At 31.0% G+C, this 16,389-nt stretch carries 16 protein-coding genes and 1 tRNA gene; 11 read left to right on the top strand and 6 right to left on the bottom strand.

Annotated elements, in window-relative coordinates:
* Positions 1–26: 26 nt before the first annotated feature.
* Entirely contained in the window at positions 27–452 is a 426-nt protein-coding gene (locus AQ1685_RS01145; protein WP_157730039.1) for a hypothetical protein, read from the top strand.
* A 2-nt stretch (positions 453–454) separates the two neighbouring features.
* Here AQ1685_RS01145 and AQ1685_RS01140 read toward each other — a convergent pair whose 3' ends face one another.
* On the bottom strand, positions 455–1,156 hold the full coding sequence (locus AQ1685_RS01140) for a sulfite exporter TauE/SafE family protein (RefSeq protein WP_317042153.1): 702 nt from the start codon (positions 1,154–1,156) through the stop codon (positions 455–457).
* Between the two features lie 154 nt (positions 1,157–1,310).
* Between AQ1685_RS01140 and AQ1685_RS01135 the strand changes: the two genes are divergently transcribed.
* Positions 1,311–1,730, top strand: a complete 420-nt coding sequence (locus AQ1685_RS01135; RefSeq protein WP_095068900.1) for an Lrp/AsnC family transcriptional regulator — start codon at positions 1,311–1,313, stop codon at positions 1,728–1,730.
* A gap of 145 nt (positions 1,731–1,875) precedes the next feature.
* Positions 1,876–2,439, top strand: a complete 564-nt coding sequence (locus AQ1685_RS01130) for a YceI family protein (protein WP_095068899.1) — start codon at positions 1,876–1,878, stop codon at positions 2,437–2,439.
* A 98-nt stretch (positions 2,440–2,537) separates the two neighbouring features.
* On the opposite strand, the gene AQ1685_RS01125 is transcribed toward AQ1685_RS01130, so the two are convergent.
* The 3 genes from AQ1685_RS01125 to AQ1685_RS01115 all read right to left on the bottom strand — a co-directional run bounded on the left by AQ1685_RS01125 (position 2,538) and on the right by AQ1685_RS01115 (position 6,447).
* Positions 2,538–3,716: an AIR synthase related protein gene (locus AQ1685_RS01125; protein ID WP_095068898.1), complete on the bottom strand. Its 1,179-nt coding sequence runs from the start codon at positions 3,714–3,716 to the stop codon at positions 2,538–2,540.
* A 64-nt stretch (positions 3,717–3,780) separates the two neighbouring features.
* Complete coding sequence (locus AQ1685_RS01120) at positions 3,781–4,257, bottom strand: GNAT family N-acetyltransferase (protein ID WP_095068897.1); 477 nt, start codon at positions 4,255–4,257, stop codon at positions 3,781–3,783.
* A 6-nt stretch (positions 4,258–4,263) separates the two neighbouring features.
* Positions 4,264–6,447: a glutamine synthetase III family protein gene (locus tag AQ1685_RS01115; protein ID WP_095068896.1), complete on the bottom strand. Its 2,184-nt coding sequence runs from the start codon at positions 6,445–6,447 to the stop codon at positions 4,264–4,266.
* 157 nt (positions 6,448–6,604) lie between these two features.
* Here AQ1685_RS01115 and AQ1685_RS01110 point away from each other — a divergent pair, with 157 nt between their 5' ends.
* On the top strand, positions 6,605–7,618 hold the full coding sequence (locus AQ1685_RS01110; protein WP_095068895.1) for a glutamine synthetase beta-grasp domain-containing protein: 1,014 nt from the start codon (positions 6,605–6,607) through the stop codon (positions 7,616–7,618).
* A gap of 57 nt (positions 7,619–7,675) precedes the next feature.
* Here the strand turns inward: AQ1685_RS01110 and AQ1685_RS01105 are convergent, their stop codons facing one another.
* Positions 7,676–8,617: a calcium/sodium antiporter gene (locus tag AQ1685_RS01105; protein ID WP_095068894.1), complete on the bottom strand. Its 942-nt coding sequence runs from the start codon at positions 8,615–8,617 to the stop codon at positions 7,676–7,678.
* A 523-nt stretch (positions 8,618–9,140) separates the two neighbouring features.
* On the opposite strand from AQ1685_RS01105, the gene AQ1685_RS01100 reads away from it, so the two are divergent.
* From AQ1685_RS01100 to AQ1685_RS01070, 7 genes are all read left to right on the top strand, one after another.
* Positions 9,141–10,472 (top strand): SPFH domain-containing protein, encoded by a 1,332-nt coding sequence (locus AQ1685_RS01100; RefSeq protein ID WP_095068893.1) that lies wholly within the window; start codon positions 9,141–9,143, stop codon positions 10,470–10,472.
* A gap of 502 nt (positions 10,473–10,974) precedes the next feature.
* Complete coding sequence (locus AQ1685_RS01095) at positions 10,975–11,127, top strand: SsrA-binding protein (RefSeq protein ID WP_095068892.1); 153 nt, start codon at positions 10,975–10,977, stop codon at positions 11,125–11,127.
* 19 nt (positions 11,128–11,146) lie between these two features.
* The gene (locus AQ1685_RS01090) at positions 11,147–11,374 is read left to right on the top strand and encodes a putative signal transducing protein (protein ID WP_095068891.1); all 228 of its coding nucleotides are present in this window, start codon (positions 11,147–11,149) and stop codon (positions 11,372–11,374) included.
* A gap of 44 nt (positions 11,375–11,418) precedes the next feature.
* A tRNA-Arg gene (locus AQ1685_RS01085) sits at positions 11,419–11,492 on the top strand.
* Between the two features lie 315 nt (positions 11,493–11,807).
* Complete coding sequence (locus tag AQ1685_RS01080) at positions 11,808–12,713, top strand: hypothetical protein (RefSeq protein WP_095068890.1); 906 nt, start codon at positions 11,808–11,810, stop codon at positions 12,711–12,713.
* A gap of 102 nt (positions 12,714–12,815) precedes the next feature.
* The gene (locus AQ1685_RS01075) at positions 12,816–14,357 is read left to right on the top strand and encodes a glycine--tRNA ligase (protein WP_095068889.1); all 1,542 of its coding nucleotides are present in this window, start codon (positions 12,816–12,818) and stop codon (positions 14,355–14,357) included.
* 85 nt (positions 14,358–14,442) lie between these two features.
* Positions 14,443–14,670, top strand: a complete 228-nt coding sequence (locus AQ1685_RS01070; RefSeq protein ID WP_095068888.1) for a hypothetical protein — start codon at positions 14,443–14,445, stop codon at positions 14,668–14,670.
* A gap of 45 nt (positions 14,671–14,715) precedes the next feature.
* Here the strand turns inward: AQ1685_RS01070 and AQ1685_RS01065 are convergent, their stop codons facing one another.
* Positions 14,716–16,386: an SGNH/GDSL hydrolase family protein gene (locus AQ1685_RS01065; protein ID WP_095074974.1), complete on the bottom strand. Its 1,671-nt coding sequence runs from the start codon at positions 16,384–16,386 to the stop codon at positions 14,716–14,718.
* Positions 16,387–16,389: the final 3 nt, after the last annotated feature.

Raw genomic sequence — 16,389 nt, 5'->3', positions numbered from 1 at the left:
CAGCGTATGAACAAAAATTGTTTGATATGAAACAGCTATTTTTTATTTTTTTTCTTCTAATAATCGTGTCTTGTAAGCAAGAAGTTACTAATCCGGATTTCTTAATAGGAAAATGGAAACGTGTTAATAATGAAAATTCAAAAGAAACTTTTGAAATATGGAATCAAAATTTTAGTGGAATTGGATATTCTCTTCAAGAAAAAGATACTGTTTTTAAAGAAAATCTAGCTATTATTGAAATCCAGGGGAATAAATATTTACAAGTTACTGGAGTAAACCAAAGACCAACTTTATTTGAATTCACTGAACTCACTAAAAACTCATTCACTTGTAAAAACCCAAGTAATGAATTTCCTAAATTAATTTCCTATTGGTTAGAGAATAATCAATTAAAAGCCAAAGTTGCTAATGACGACTTTGCAATTGATTTTGTTTTTGATAGAATAAAGTAATTTTAGCTCTTTATCAATAAAACTATTCCTGAAATAAACAGCAGACTTAAAACCATATTTTTCATCGCCTTTTCATTAAGTTTAGAATAAAGTTTCTTCCCTAAAAAAGTTGCTAATAAAAAGACAGGAATAACAAACAATGAATCATAAACATGATTTACAGTTAGTATATCTTGTACAAATAATATAGGAACTCTAGTTAGTGTAATTAAACCTAAAACACCAATCATTGTAGCTCTAAAAACCTTCATATCAACAACATCATTTTTCACAACCATAACATATAAAGGTCCGCCAGTAGAAAATAAGCCAGAGAAAAAACCTCCGAATAACCCAAACACAAAGCCTAATTTGGGATTTTTAACACCTTCATTTTTGATTAAGAAAGTGGTGTAAGCAACATACAAAAGAATAAAAGCACCTAAGAGTTTTTTCAGAATTAAAGGTTTTCCAAACTGCAACACCCAAATACCAATTCCAACTCCTATAATGGTAGCTAAAACTAATTTAAGAATTACTGGTCTATCTATATTTTTCCATTCCTTAGAAACTAAGATGACACTTGAATACAAATAAAATAAAGCCAAGTAAGCTATTGCGTCTTGCAAACTCATACCAATCAATAGAATTGGTAAAGCAACTAAAGCACCAGCAAATCCAACTACTGTTTGTATAAAAAAACCCAGAAAAATTGCTAATATCAATATTAAAAAAACACTTAAGGCCATGAAATAAAATCAATAAAAAATCTTGATTCAAAATTAAAAACCCATTATTTTAGTAGGAAATTAATTCAGTTGTGTTTTATGAAATATCAAGTTGAATTCATTTTTTTAAATCAAACAAACAAACGATTCAATGGTTGATGAAATAGATCTTTCCATTCTGAAAGAAATACAAATAAACTCTAGAATATCATTTGCCGATATAGGTAGAAAAATAAATTTATCTCCTTCTGCTGTTCGGGAAAGAGTTCAAAAGCTTGAAGACAATGAAGTGATTAAAAAATATTCAGCAGATATTGATTATGCGAAAATTGGTTACGGAATAGAAGCTTTTATTATACTGAAATTATACAGTGGAAAACTGAAGATCTTCATGAATGAATCTCAGCAATTTTCTGAAATCAAGAAAGCGTATAGAATTACAGGCTCACAAAATATACACATGAAAGTAGCTTTAAAAAATCAGTTACATCTACAAGAATTTATAGATAAGTTAATTGATTATGGAGATACAACAACTCATTTAATTTTATCTGAAATCACAAAAAATTAATGTTAATTATCTAAAACATAAATTCAAAAATACATCAACTTATAATTAAGGATTTATTGACAAGTTTTTACACTTCTTTTACAATCATTTGACAGTTTTTACGAATATCAAAAATAGTTTTACTCAGAATCTAAAATCTAAATCGATGAGAAAAATTATTATTCTTTTTGTGTCATTATTTTCTTTGCTTACTGGTATTGAAGCTCAAGAAAAATTAACTATTAATACTGAAAACAGTACCATAAGATGGATTGGTGAGTATACTTTTCATTTCGGAGGGCATGATGGTTATATACAATTCAAAGAAGGTTTTTTTATAAAAAAAGGAAATAAAATTACTGGTGGTGAATTTGTAATAGATATGAATTCAATGACCAATAACGACATTAAAGAACAAGAAGGAAAAGACAGTTTAATTAATCATTTAAAGGATCCTGATTTTTTTGATGTCCCAAAATATCCTATAGCTAAATTAGAGATCTTAACTATTGAATATTTTAAAAATAACAAAGGAAAAATTCACGCAAACATGACTATTAAAGAGATTACAAAACCAATTACTTTTAATGCTGAATTTAACTATGATAAAAAAGAAATGTTTGCTCGCTTTAAAATTGACAGACGAGATTGGAATGTAAGTTACAAGAGCAAGTTTAAAAACGGAGCTATTTCGGATGCAATAGGATTCGAAGTCACTATAAACTTATAAATGTGAAGAAAATATTCATAGTCTCACTTTTATTACTTTGAATTACTCAAATAAAAAAGCTTCGAAAATTCGAAGCTTTTTTATTTTTTTTGTCAATTCTAGTACTCAAAAGTACCAAATTCACTATTAATCGTTAACTTCTTATTTTCTGAAGCTTCTACTCTACCTATAATCTGAGCATCTACATTAAATGATTTTGAAATAGCTATAATTTCTTCAGCAACATCTGGTTTCACATAAAGCTCCATTCGATGTCCGCAATTAAATACTTGATACATTTCTTTCCAATCTGTTTTCGATTGCTCTTGTATCAATTTAAATAATGGTGGAATTTCGAACATATTATCTTTTACAATATGAAGATTATCTACAAAGTGTAAAATTTTTGTTTGCGCTCCACCAGAACAATGAATCATTCCGTGAATCGAGTCTGATTTATATTTTGATAAAATCGCTTTAATAATTGGTGCATAAGTTCTTGTTGGAGAAAGCACTAATTTACCAGCATCAATTGGTGAATTTTCAACTTCATCAGTAAGCTTTACATTTCCTGAATACACTAAATCAGAAGGCACAGCAGCATCAAAACTCTCTGGATATTTTTCAGCTAAATAATTATTGAAAACATCATGACGAGCGGAAGTTAATCCGTTACTTCCCATTCCTCCATTATATTCCTTTTCATAAGAAGCTTGACCGAAAGAAGCCAACCCTACAATTACATCTCCAGCTTGAATATTAGCATTATCGATTACATCTTCGCGCTTCATACGAGCAGTTACCGTAGAATCTACAATAATTGTACGTACTAAATCTCCAACATCGGCAGTTTCACCACCAGTTGAATGAATTGTTACACCAAATTCTTTCAACTCTGCTATTAACTCTTCCGTTCCATTTATAATTGCCGATAAAACTTCACCTGGAATTAAATTCTTGTTTCTTCCGATAGTAGAAGATAACATAATATTATCTGTTGCTCCGACACATAACAAATCATCAATATTCATGATTAACGCATCTTGAGCAATACCTTTCCATACAGAAACATCTCCAGTTTCTTTCCAATACATATATGCTAAAGATGATTTTGTTCCAGCACCATCTGCATGCATAATTAAACAATGTTCATCATCATTCGTTAAATAATCTGGTACGATTTTACAAAATGCTTTAGGAAACAAACCTTTATCGATATTCTTAATCGCATTGTGTACATCTTCTTTAGATGCAGAAACACCTCTTTGTGCGTATCTCTTAGAAACTTCTTGACTCATTATTTTGTGTTGTTGTTGAGCACAAAATTACTTTAAAAGGTAAGACTACCAAAGTAATTTACTGTTATTTACTTCTTCGTTCATATATTACTGTATCCCTCCAAACTCCATTCTGCTCAGCAATTCTTTCTCTAAAACCAACTTTTCTAAATCCAAATTTCTCGTGAAGACGAACACTTCCTATGTTTTCAGGAAACATACTTGAATATAAAGTCCAAATTCCGTTTACCTCAGAAGATTGGATCAAATTATTCATTAATAAGGAACCAATACCTTTCCCTATTACAGATGGTTTAATGTAAACACTTACCTCGGCCACACCTCTGTATTCAAATCTGGCAGAAACTGGAGTCAACGCATACCAACCTAAAACTTCTTCTTTACTAATGAACACAAACCGACTATGTTTGTGACAATTAGAATTCCACGTTTCCCAATCTGGAACCTGAGTTCGAAAAGTAGCATTTCCTGTTTGAATTCCCTCTTCGTAAATTTTAGTGACTTGTTTCCAATGCTCTTCTGTAAAAGGTAGGATCTTCAAAACATCTTATTTAGTAAATAATAACTCTCTATATTTTGTTAATGGCCATAAGTTATCATCTACTAATAATTCTAATTTATCTACATGATAACGAATATCTTCTAAATATGGCTTCACCTTATTACAATACGCTTCTGCATTCTTTTGACCAGATAACTTATTTGCTTTTTTGCGTTGATCAGTCATATCTTCAATCATAGAATTAATCTCTACAATATGATTCGATATTCTCTTAATTAAATCTATTTGTTCCGAAGCATATTTTTGATAATCATTACCAAAGATTTCTTTTAATCCTTTTACATTTTCTATTAATGTATTTTGATATTGAATTACCGTAGGAATTACATGATTTCTAGAAATATCTCCTAAAACCCTACTCTCTATCTGAATTCGTTTCGCGTATTCTTCTAACTCAATTTCATGACGAGCTTCTAGCTCCACACGATTCATCACTTTCATTTCTTCAAAAACAGCAATATTTTTATCACTAATCTTTGCTTTTAAAGCTTCTGGTGTGGTTCTGTGATTACTCAATCCTCTTTTCTTTGCTTCCTTTTCCCAAGAATCACCATAACCATCACCTTCGAATCGAATATCTTTTGAAGCTTTAATATATTCACGTAATACATTAAATACTGCTTCATCTTTTTTCAATCCTTTACCGTCGACCAACTTGTCAACTTCTACTTTAAAATCTTTAAGCTGCTTCGCTATAATCGTATTTAAAACTGTCATTGGTCCAGCACAATTCGACCAAGAACCAACAGCTCTTAATTCAAACTTATTCCCTGTAAACGCAAATGGCGATGTTCTATTTCTATCTGTATTATCCAATAAAATTTCTGGAATTTTACCAATAATATTGAGTTTTAGATCAGTTTTTTCCTTTGGTGAAAGTTTTCCTTTGGTTACATTCTCTAATTCATCTAAAACCTGTGAAAGTTGAGATCCAATAAAAACAGATATAATTGCTGGCGGAGCTTCATTTGCACCTAATCGATGATCGTTTCCTGCGCTAGCTATAGAAGCTCGAATCAATTCTTCATATTCATAAACCGCTTTAATTGTATTTACAAAAAAGGTTAAAAATTGAAGGTTTTTCATTGGAGTTTTTCCAGGACTCAATAAATTGACTCCAGTATTTGTACTTAAACTCCAATTGTTATGTTTTCCAGATCCATTAATTCCTTTGAAAGGCTTTTCATGAAACAAAACTTTAAAATTATGCTTTTGAGAAACCTTTTTCATCAAATCCATTAATAATGAATTATGATCAACAGCTAAGTTCGCTTCCTCAAAAATTGGTGCAACCTCAAACTGATTCGGCGCAACTTCATTATGTCTTGTTTTTACAGGAATTCCAAGTAACATACATTCTTGCTCTAAATCTCGCATAAAGTTTAAAATACGAGTTGGAATTGAACCAAAATAATGATCATCTAATTGTTGCCCTTTTGCTGAAGCATGACCTAACAAAGTTCTTCCTGTCATCATAATATCAGGACGAGAAGCGGCTAAAGCTTTATCAATTAAAAAATATTCTTGCTCCCAACCTAGAGTAGCTGAGACTTTGGTTACATTTTTATCAAAATATTTGCAAACTGCAGTTGCAGCATCATCAACGGCTTGTAACGCTCTTAATAATGGAGTTTTATTATCTAAAGCTTCACCTGTATACGCTACAAAAACTGTTGGAATACATAATGTAGTATCATAAATAAAAGCAGGTGAAGTAGGATCCCAAGCGGTATAACCACGAGCTTCAAAAGTGTTTCGAATTCCTCCATGAGGAAAAGAAGAAGCATCAGGTTCTTGTTGTACTAATTTTCCTCCATCAAATAATTCCATGGCATTACCTCCTTCAATGGTTTCAAAAAACGCATCATGTTTTTCTGCTGTAGAACCTGTTAATGGCTGAAACCAATGTGTATAATGTGTAGCTCCTTTAGATAAAGCCCAATCTTTCATACTTACAGCAATTTGATCTGCAATCTTCCTGTCTATCTTATGTCCGAACTCTACAGCATCTCTTACACTTCTATAAGCTTCAGCTGTCATATATTGAAGCATCGCTTTTTCATTAAATACATATTTAGCATATAACTGAGATCGACGCTCTTTTTCTTCCACTAACACCGGTACTCTGTTAAGAGTTTCCTGCAATGCATTAAATCTAATTGTAGCCATTATTAATAATTTTAAGCAAAATTACTATTAATACCCTAAAAAAATAGGGGTGAAATTATTTATTTTTAAAATAACTGTTTTTTAACCCTAAAAAATTTGGGGGTGTTTGAAAAAAAATACATTTTTGCATGATAAACTAATTAACGATAAAAAAATCATGGCTAAATCTAAATTAGAATACATTTGGTTAGACGGATATTATCCAACACAAAACATGCGAAGCAAAACTAAAGTTGTTGAAGACTTTAGTGGAAAAATAGAAGACTGTCCTATTTGGTCTTTTGATGGATCATCTACAAAACAAGCTGAAGGAGGAGACTCTGATTGTTTATTAAAGCCTGTAGCTATTTATCCTGATCCAGCTCGTGACAACGGTTATTTAGTAATGACTGAAGTTTTAAATGCTGATGGTACTCCACACGAATCAAATGCAAGAGCTACTATTGATGATGATGATAATGATTTCTGGTTTGGATTTGAGCAAGAGTATTTTATTATGGATACGCACACTCAATTACCTTTAGGTTTCCCTATTGGTGGTTATCCTGGACCTCAAGGAATGTACTACTGTTCTGTAGGAGGTAAAAATACTCATGGTCGTGATTTTGTTGAAGAGCATGCTGATTTATGTATTGCTGCTGGTTTGAACTTTGAAGGAATTAACCAAGAAGTTGCTTCAGGGCAGTGGGAATTCCAATTATTTGCTAAAGGAGCTAAAAAAGCTGGTGATGAAATTTGGGTTGCTCGTTACTTATTAGATAGATTAACTGAGAAATACGGATTCTATATTGAATATCACCCAAAACCAGTAAAAGGAGACTGGAATGGTTCTGGTATGCATGCTAACTTCTCAAACACTTTATTAAGAACTTGTGGAAGCAAAGAAACTTACGAAAAAGTTTGTGAAGCATTTAGACCTGTAACTAAAGAGCATATTGCTGTTTATGGAGAATACAACGACCAACGTTTAACAGGATTACACGAAACAGCTTCAATTAACGATTTTAGCTATGGTGTATCTGATAGAGGAGCTTCTATCCGTATTCCAATTATTACTGTAGAAAAAGGATGGAAAGGATGGTTAGAAGATCGTCGTCCAGCTTCAAATGCTGATCCATACAAAGTAGCAGGAAGAATCGTTCAAACTGTAAAAAGCGCAGATATTAAGTAAAATAATATCATTTGTAGATAAAAAAACTCACATTAATTAATGTGAGTTTTTTGTTTTTTATAAGAAAGCTAAATAAATAAAAACACAATATCCTAAAAACAGTACTGCTCCTTTTAATCTAGTTAACTTAAATCTTTCAGGAATAAACACTAAAGGTAAAATCACAAAAGCAAATGCTAGCATCCAATAAATATCTCTTGTTAAAATTTGTGGTTCTGTAACAGGAATAGTTTTAATCATAGATGTTAAACCTAAAACAGAAGCAATATTAAAAATATTTGACCCTATTAAATTCCCTAAAGATATAGCCTTTTCTCCTTTAACAGCAGCGATTACAGAAGCAGCTAACTCAGGCACACTAGTCCCTATTGCTATCATTGTAATAGAAATCACACCTTCGCTAACTCCGACACGTTCAGCTAAATCTTTTGCACCAGTAACTAACAAATCAGAACCAAAATATAATGCAGCAGCTCCAATTAGTAACCAGATCGCTATTTTACCATAACCAGTATTAGCTAACTTATCATCTACTTCATCTGAATCTGCATCATCTTCTTTTGCTGACTTTATTAGAACTATTAAAAACACAATCAAACCTAAGAATAAAGTTATTCCTTCTGTATTTGTTAACTGATTATCATTTTGAAGAAAGTAAAAGATGGCTAATGAAAAAAGCATCATTACAGGCCAATTTAACCTATAAAAATCTTTACTTACAGCTATAGGACCTATTAAAGCCGTAACTCCCAAAACCAAACCAATATTAGCAATATTAGACCCAATTACATTATTAATAGCAATAGCTGGAGAACCATCTAAAGCCGCTTGTAAACTAACCAATAACTCAGGAGCTGAAGTAGCAAAAGATACTACTGTCATACCTATAACCATTTTTGATATGTTCAATTTAAAAGAAAGTCCAACTGAGGCTTTCACTAGAAAGTCACCTCCAAAAACTAACAGCACCAAACCAATAAGAACATATACAATACTCATACAATTGAAAATTTTATTGCGAATATAGGTAATTATACGTTGTTTGAATTTCAATTTTTGACAACAAAAAACTTAAAAATTTAATTCTGAAAAAATCATTAATTTTTTTATCAAAAAGATAAAATTAATTTTTTCACTTCTTAAAAAGACCATTTTTCCTTTGCTTTTAAAACACGAACAAAAAAAGGCCTTTGTTTTATTACACATAAAAACATAAAACAAAAATTAAGTTAACATTTAAAACAATAATAAAGATTAATAAGTTTTAGTTTAAAACTTTTTTGACTTTTTTGACTTCATATATAAATCCAATTAAATTAAATCTATTTCAAAAATTTGGTAATGATATTTCGTTCGCCATATATTCATCAAACAATTTCGAAATTGATCTAATTACTAACTAAAAAACAACTTAAAAAATGATAACTATCATATTAAAATTAACAGAAGCTATTGTTGAACTTATATCAACTTTAATTCAAATTATATTTTAACAACAACTATTTAAAACATTAAACTAACTATGCTAACATTTTTCGGAATTTTATTAATCCTACTAGGATTTGCATCTATTGTAATAAAACCTTTCTTTAAAAAAGTAAAAGACTTAGAATGGTTAACAACACAAAAAAGCATTACCGTAATTATTGTAGGTGTATTACTAAGTATAACTTCTGGAATATTCTTTTACGCTGAACCTGGAACTGCTTATGCTGTTCAATATCCTTGGGGCGGACAAAAAGCAGTATTTCAACAAGGTTTAAAAACTAAAATGTGGGGAAGATTAATCCCTATACAATTTGAAATCCCAGTAAAATATGTGATACCAAATAAAAAAGGACAATTAGGAGATCAAAGTCAGTATGCCTATGTAGACAAATCACGTCAATGGGAATTTAACGACGCAGTAAAAGGGAAAATTGCTACATCAATTGTCATAAGTATCGATATTTCAGATGAAAAACAGTTTTTATCTGTCGCTGATAGAAACAAAACGGAAAAAAATTTAATACGATCTAGAATTATACCTAATATCGATCAATCTATAAAAAACACTTGTAAACTTATGGCTGCACAAGATTATATTTCAGGACAGGCTGCAGATTTCGACAGATATTTTCAAGATCAATTAGAAAATGGAATGTATGTTTTAGAAGAATATACTGAAAACCAAAAACCAGAGATTATTGGTGACAGTACTGTAACTAGAACTATTCCTAATAAAGAATCTCGTCAAAAAAGATTCAGAATTAAAATGCAAAATGGTGAACCTGTAAGAGTAAAAGGAAATTCATTAAAATCATACGGTTTAACTGTAGTACAAGCTGTAGTTACTGAAATTGATTGGGAAGAGACTTTTGACAACAGATTACAATTACAAAAAGAAGAAGTTGCACAAACACAATTAGAAAAACAACAAGCAGAAAGAGAATTTTACCGTGCACAAAAAGAAAAAGCAAAAGGAGAAGCAGAAAAAGCAAAAGAAAGAGCTAGACTAGAAAAAGCGCAGATACAACAAACTATTGCTGCAGAAACAGAAGCAAAAGTTGCTGAATTTAATTTAACAAAAGAAAAGAAACAATATGAAGTTGAGCAATACAAAGCTAAAAGTAAAAAACTAGCTGCCGATGCTCAAGCCTATGAAAATCAAAGATTGGTAACTGCAGGTTTAACCCCTCAAGAAAAAGCAGAATGGGAGTACAAGACTGCAGTGGGAGTTGCTCAACAATTGAAAGATTTGAAACTCCCAACTACCTACATAGAAGGAAGTACAGGAAACAAAAACAGTGGGAATTTGCTACAATCATTAATCGGAGCTGAGTTAGCTAAGAAAATGATAGAAAAGAAAAAGTGAAAACGAAAAAGTGAAAACGAAAAAGTGAAAACGAAAAAGTGAAAACGAAAAAGTGAAAACGAAAAAGTGAAAACGAAAAAGTGAAAACGAAAAAGTGAAAACGAAAAAGTGAAAACGAAAAAGTGAAAACGAAAAAGTGAAAACGAAAAAGTGAAAACGAAAAAGTGAAAACGAAAAAGTGAAAACGAAAAAGTGAAAACGAAAAAGTGAAAACGAAAAAGTGAAAACGAAAAAGTGAAAACGAAAAAGTGAAAACGAAAAAGTGAAAACGAAAAAGTGAAAACGAAAAAGTGAAAACGAAAAAGTGAAAACGAAAAAGTGAAAACGAAAAAGTGAAAACGAAAAAGTGAAAACGAAAAAGTGAAAACGAAAAAGTGAAAACGAAAAAGTGAAAACGAAAAAGTGAAAACGAAAAAGTGAAAACGAAAAAGTGAAAAGTGATGAGCCAAGCCTCATCACTTTTCCATACTTTTTCATTATATTTGATTATAAAGCTTATATAATGAAAAAGCATTTATTTAAGGCTTTAGCCAAGATCAACAAAACCATACTTCTGTCTTTTACCAAAAGACAATTGGATATTTCAAAAGCATCGAAACTTCAATTAATAATTATTGGATGGAGAGCTTATATCACGAAAAATGCATTAGATTAATTTTTAAAAAATTTTGATTATGAGTGATTATATTAAACTTTTTTCAGGAACATCAATAATAGTAAATAGACTAGCGCAAATTCTAAATGAACTAGGTATTACTTCCATTGTTAAAGACAATCATGAATCTGGCAGATTAGCCGGTTTTGGAACCTTAGGACAATCTGTTGACTTATTAATTAATGAGTCGGATTATGAAAAAGCAAGTGAAGCTTTAGAAGATTTTAAAAAAGAATTTTCTAAATAATTTTAAGATTCCAAAAAAACTTATATATTTGCATCCGCAAAAACGGCCTCGTAGCATAACTGAATAGTGCACTTGATTACGGCTCAAGAGGTTGCAGGTTTGAATCCTGCCGAGGTCACAAAATCCTTTAGAAATTACTCTAAAGGATTTTTTTATTTAACACATTACCATGCTTTTTCCACTCACCCTAAGTTAACTTTAATCCATATTAAAAGTCAAGTAAAAGAAGCTTTTAACTAATTAAACAGTTTTAAAAGTAATATCTATTATAAAAGTTATAACTTTGTGGCTTGTTAAGCTAATTAAACGTATTAAGAACGAATTTCATAATACATGCACATAGCTAAAGTTTAAATTTAATACTAGAATAAAATAGTTATTTTATCGTTGTAATATTTTATAAATCTCATAGTAAAAGCCCCAATATAAAGTAATGAGTCCTAAAAACCGTATAAAACCTAATGGTTTTAAGTATCTTATAGCTACACTTGTAATTCTGCTAGTTGTTTATTCTTTTAAACTGAATAGTGATTACAAAAAACTAGAAGACGCCTTTTCTGAACAGAAAATTGAACTTCAGGCTGAATTAGACGAAATTATTGATGATTACAAAAACATTAATGTAAAAAATAAAGATCTATCACAGCGACTTGTAAAAGAAATCAATAAAATAATCACTCTAAGAGATTCGATAAAAAACTTAAAAAAATCGAATTACAATCTTATTGTTAAATATTCTAGAAAAATTGTAAAATTAGAAAGAGAAAACAGAAGGTTATTTATTCAAGTAGATTCTCTGAACAAACAGAATTACGAGTTATTACAAGAGAATATTGTGGTTAAAAACCAACTTGAAGAAAAAAACGCTTCTCAAAAAACGCTTAGCAGAAAAAATCAAACACTTATTAAAGAGCGTAAAGCATTAAAAGCAAAGGTTGATGTTGCTGGTATCATCAAGGTAAACAACATTAATGCTTATGCTATGAAAGAAAGAAGTAGTGGTAAGTTAACGACTACATCAAGATCTAGAAGAACAGATGCTTTTAAAATAAAATTTGACTTAGAACCAAATCCAGTTACTACTCCTGGGAAAAAAGAAATTTTAATTCAGATTTTAGATGAAGACAAAAATGTTATAGCCGCAAAAGGTGATAAAAAAATAAAATCAGGTGAAACTATTGTGTTTAGCGACAATATTTTTGCCGATTATGATAACAATCAATTAGGAGTTGTTTCATTAATTTTAGTAAACAGAGGCGATATTACCAAAGGAATCCATACCATAAATACGTACGTAGATGGTATCTTCACAGGAAAAACTCAAGTAAAATTAAGATAACATTCAAACAAAATATAATACCTTAAAAGTGAAGAACAATAAATTCTTCACTTTTTTATTTATTAAGTATTAATAATTCAAACCATATTTTATTTTTGCAATATGGCAAAACAAGAAGATCAATTTAAAAAGGTTATTTCTCACGCTAAAGAATACGGATATATTTTTCAATCATCTGAAATTTATGACGGATTAAGCGCTGTATATGATTATGCTCAAAATGGAGTAGAATTAAAGAAGAATATTAGAGAATATTGGTGGAAGGCAATGGTTCAAATGAATGAAAATATAGTAGGAATAGATGCCTCTATATTGATGCACCCAACCACTTGGAAAGCATCTGGCCACGTAGATGCTTTTAATGATCCTTTAATTGATAATAAAGACTCTAAAAAAAGATATAGAGCAGATGTTTTAGTAGAAGATTATTGTGCTAAAATTGAAGCTAAAATTGATAAAGAAGTTAAAAAAGCTGCTAAAAGATTTGGTGAAAGTTTTGACAAAGAACAATTTTTAGCAACAAACGGACGTGTTTTAGGATATCAAGAAAAGATTAATTCGATTCTTTCTCGTTTGGCAAAGTCTTTAGAAAATGAAGATTTAGCAGATGTTAAAACTTTAATTGAAGAATTAGAGATTGCAGATCCTTTAACTGGCTCAAAAAACTGGACAGATGTTAAGCAATTTAACTTAATGTTCGGAACTCAATTAGGAGCTTCCGCAGATAGTTCTATGCAAGTTTATTTACGACCAGAAACTGCACAAGGTATATTTGTAAACTTCTTAAATGTTCAAAAAACTGGTAGAATGAAAATTCCTTTTGGAATTGCTCAAACTGGTAAAGCTTTCAGAAATGAAATCGTTGCTCGTCAATTTATTTTTAGAATGCGCGAATTTGAACAAATGGAAATGCAATTCTTTATTAAACCAGGCACACAAAAAGAATGGTATAAACACTGGAAAGAGACGCGTTTAAAATGGCATTTATCTCTTGGAATGGGTGAAGACAATTACCGTTTCCATGATCATGAAAAATTAGCTCATTACGCTGATGCTGCTGCAGATATTGAATTTAAATTCCCATTCGGGTTTAAAGAATTAGAAGGAATTCACTCACGTACAGATTTTGATTTAAATCAACATGAAGAATTCTCTGGTAAAAAATTACAATATTTCGACCACGAAGAAAATAAAAGCTATGTACCATATGTATTAGAAACCTCTATTGGTTTAGATCGTATGTTTTTAGCTGTTTTCTCAAACTCTTTACAGGAAGAAGAACTAGAGAACGGAACTTCAAGAGTAGTATTAAAATTACCTGCGGTTTTAGCCCCAACTAAAGCTGCTATCCTTCCTTTAGTTAAAAAGGATGGATTACCTGAAATCGCTCGTAAAATTATTAATGATCTAAAGTGGGATTTTAATGTTGCTTATGATGAAAAGGATGCAGTAGGTAGAAGATATAGAAGGCAAGATGCTGCAGGAACACCATTTTGTATTACTGTTGATCACGATACCTTAGAAGATAATACTGTTACCATTCGTCACAGAGACACAATGGAACAAAAAAGAGTGAAAATAGACGATTTAAGAAGTATTATTGCTCAAGAGGTTGACATGAAGACTTGGTTAATGAAAATGTAAAAAATACACTCTAAAAACAATATAAAGCCTACTAAATTAATCTTAGTAGGTTTTTTATTTTTGTATCATAAAAACATAATCAAAAATGAAAAAAATCATTCCTATACTTTTCATCATCTTTTTATTATGGATGATTATTGGAGCTTATCTTCTAAATACAAATCATGAAAAAGCACAAATAGTTATGGGGCTTGGTGTGATGTATATGTCTTTTATATTAATGCCTACTTTTATTTACGATAGATACAAAGATGGTAAATACAAGAAATATATAATTGACAATAAGAAAAATGACGACACAAAAAAAGGCTGAGAAAAATTCTCAACCTTTTTTACATTATGATATTTTTTATTTACTCTACCTAAGTGAAGGAGAATAATTTGTAGGATAATCATCTGCTTTTGCTAAACCATCTACAGCATTTGCAAAATTACTTCCATATTTTTCATCTATAGCTTCAAGGAATTTATTAGCCATTAAAGCATAACCTCTAGCTGTTAAATGTACTCCATCTAAACTAACTAAACCACCAGTTACTAAATCTGTAGTAAGGATATATCTATCAAATTTAAGCCCACTCGTAGCTCCTTCTTGTAAAACTTGATTAAAATCAACAAAAGCTAAATCATTAGCATCTGCTAAAGCTTTAATTGTTGAATTATAAGCATCTGTTGCTTTTCTAATCTCCTCTTGCTCTTGAGGCGTTAATACCCATCTATCTGCTAAAGGTAAGGTAACTCCATGTGCAGAAAACTGACCTGCTAAAGCCACTGGCAATTGTCCCATACTATCAGCTATTAACTGTGCAGCTGCATCTTGGTTTACTGTTCCGATAATAGCACTACTTGGCAACACAAATAAATCACTAGATGTTGCAGATCTCGCCTTACCGTATTGTTTTCCTAACAATTGAGCTACTAAAGGAGCAGCAGCTGCAGGTAAGTTTAAAGATTGAACAAAAGGAACAAATGTAGGGCTTGCCGCTAAAGTACTTGTTATTGCCATAGATAAATCTGTAGCATCCTCATCGTAAACAACAACAGCATTTGGTCCATCAGGAGAAAAAACAATTGATCTCTCTGGTTGACCAGCACCTGCATAAATTTGGTTTATTGCACCGTATACATTATTTAATAATGGTATTTGTGCTGCTAATTGAGCTCCTGCATCTGTATTTGCTGTAGGATCTAAAGGATTGAAAGGCACAGTAGTGAAATGCGCTAATGTTGTAATATAAGGTAAATTACCAACTACTCCTTTAGCTCCATTAGATGTTAAAGCAGTAACCATGTTGTTCATTACGTTCGCAAACACATTTGTATCAGTTATATCTGTTCTTCCATAAGTAGAAGGATCAATATTTCCTTCTTGACTTACTCCGGTTCCTCCTGCTAAAGCATAACCTAAAACATCATTTCCTCCAATTTCTGAAAGAGAGAAAAAAGTAGGCTGTCTTGTAACCGCATCACCTAAAACAGTAGCTGTAGCTCCTGATGAAAATCTTGCAAAATATGGATTAGCTAAATTTAAAGGAACTGCACTTAAATTTCCATAACCTGGTGCTACAAAGTGAAAACTTTTAGCTCCCGGAATTCCATAGTTCCCAACACTACCTGTTACCGGCACAGTAACATCAGTTGAAGGAGTAGCTCCAAAAACTCCTAAGGAAGTTGGTCCTGTACCATTAAAAAATAATCTTGGTCCTTGAATTTGAGTTCCTCCAAATAACAAACCTCCTACGTTATCATTCATTAAAGGTTGTGAAAAATTACCTCCACCACCTAAAGCAAATTTTTGAGCTAAAATATTCGGAAAAGAATTTTCTTGCGCTGCAATAAATAGTGCATTATCTGTAAAACCAGCTGTAAAAGAAGCACCAACAGCTATATAGTTAGAAAAATCTAATCCATTTACATTTAACGGAGCTAATTCAGGTTCTGGTTGAAGAATAGGTTCAAGGTCATTATTTACATCACATGCAGTTAACCCTAATAAAACAAGAGCTAACCAACTATATTTAAATTTCATTCT

The organism is Tenacibaculum jejuense (assembly GCF_900198195.1).
Classification (GTDB): Bacteria; Bacteroidota; Bacteroidia; order Flavobacteriales; family Flavobacteriaceae; genus Polaribacter; species Polaribacter jejuensis.
This window is presented reverse-complemented; position numbering and strand designations above follow the sequence as displayed.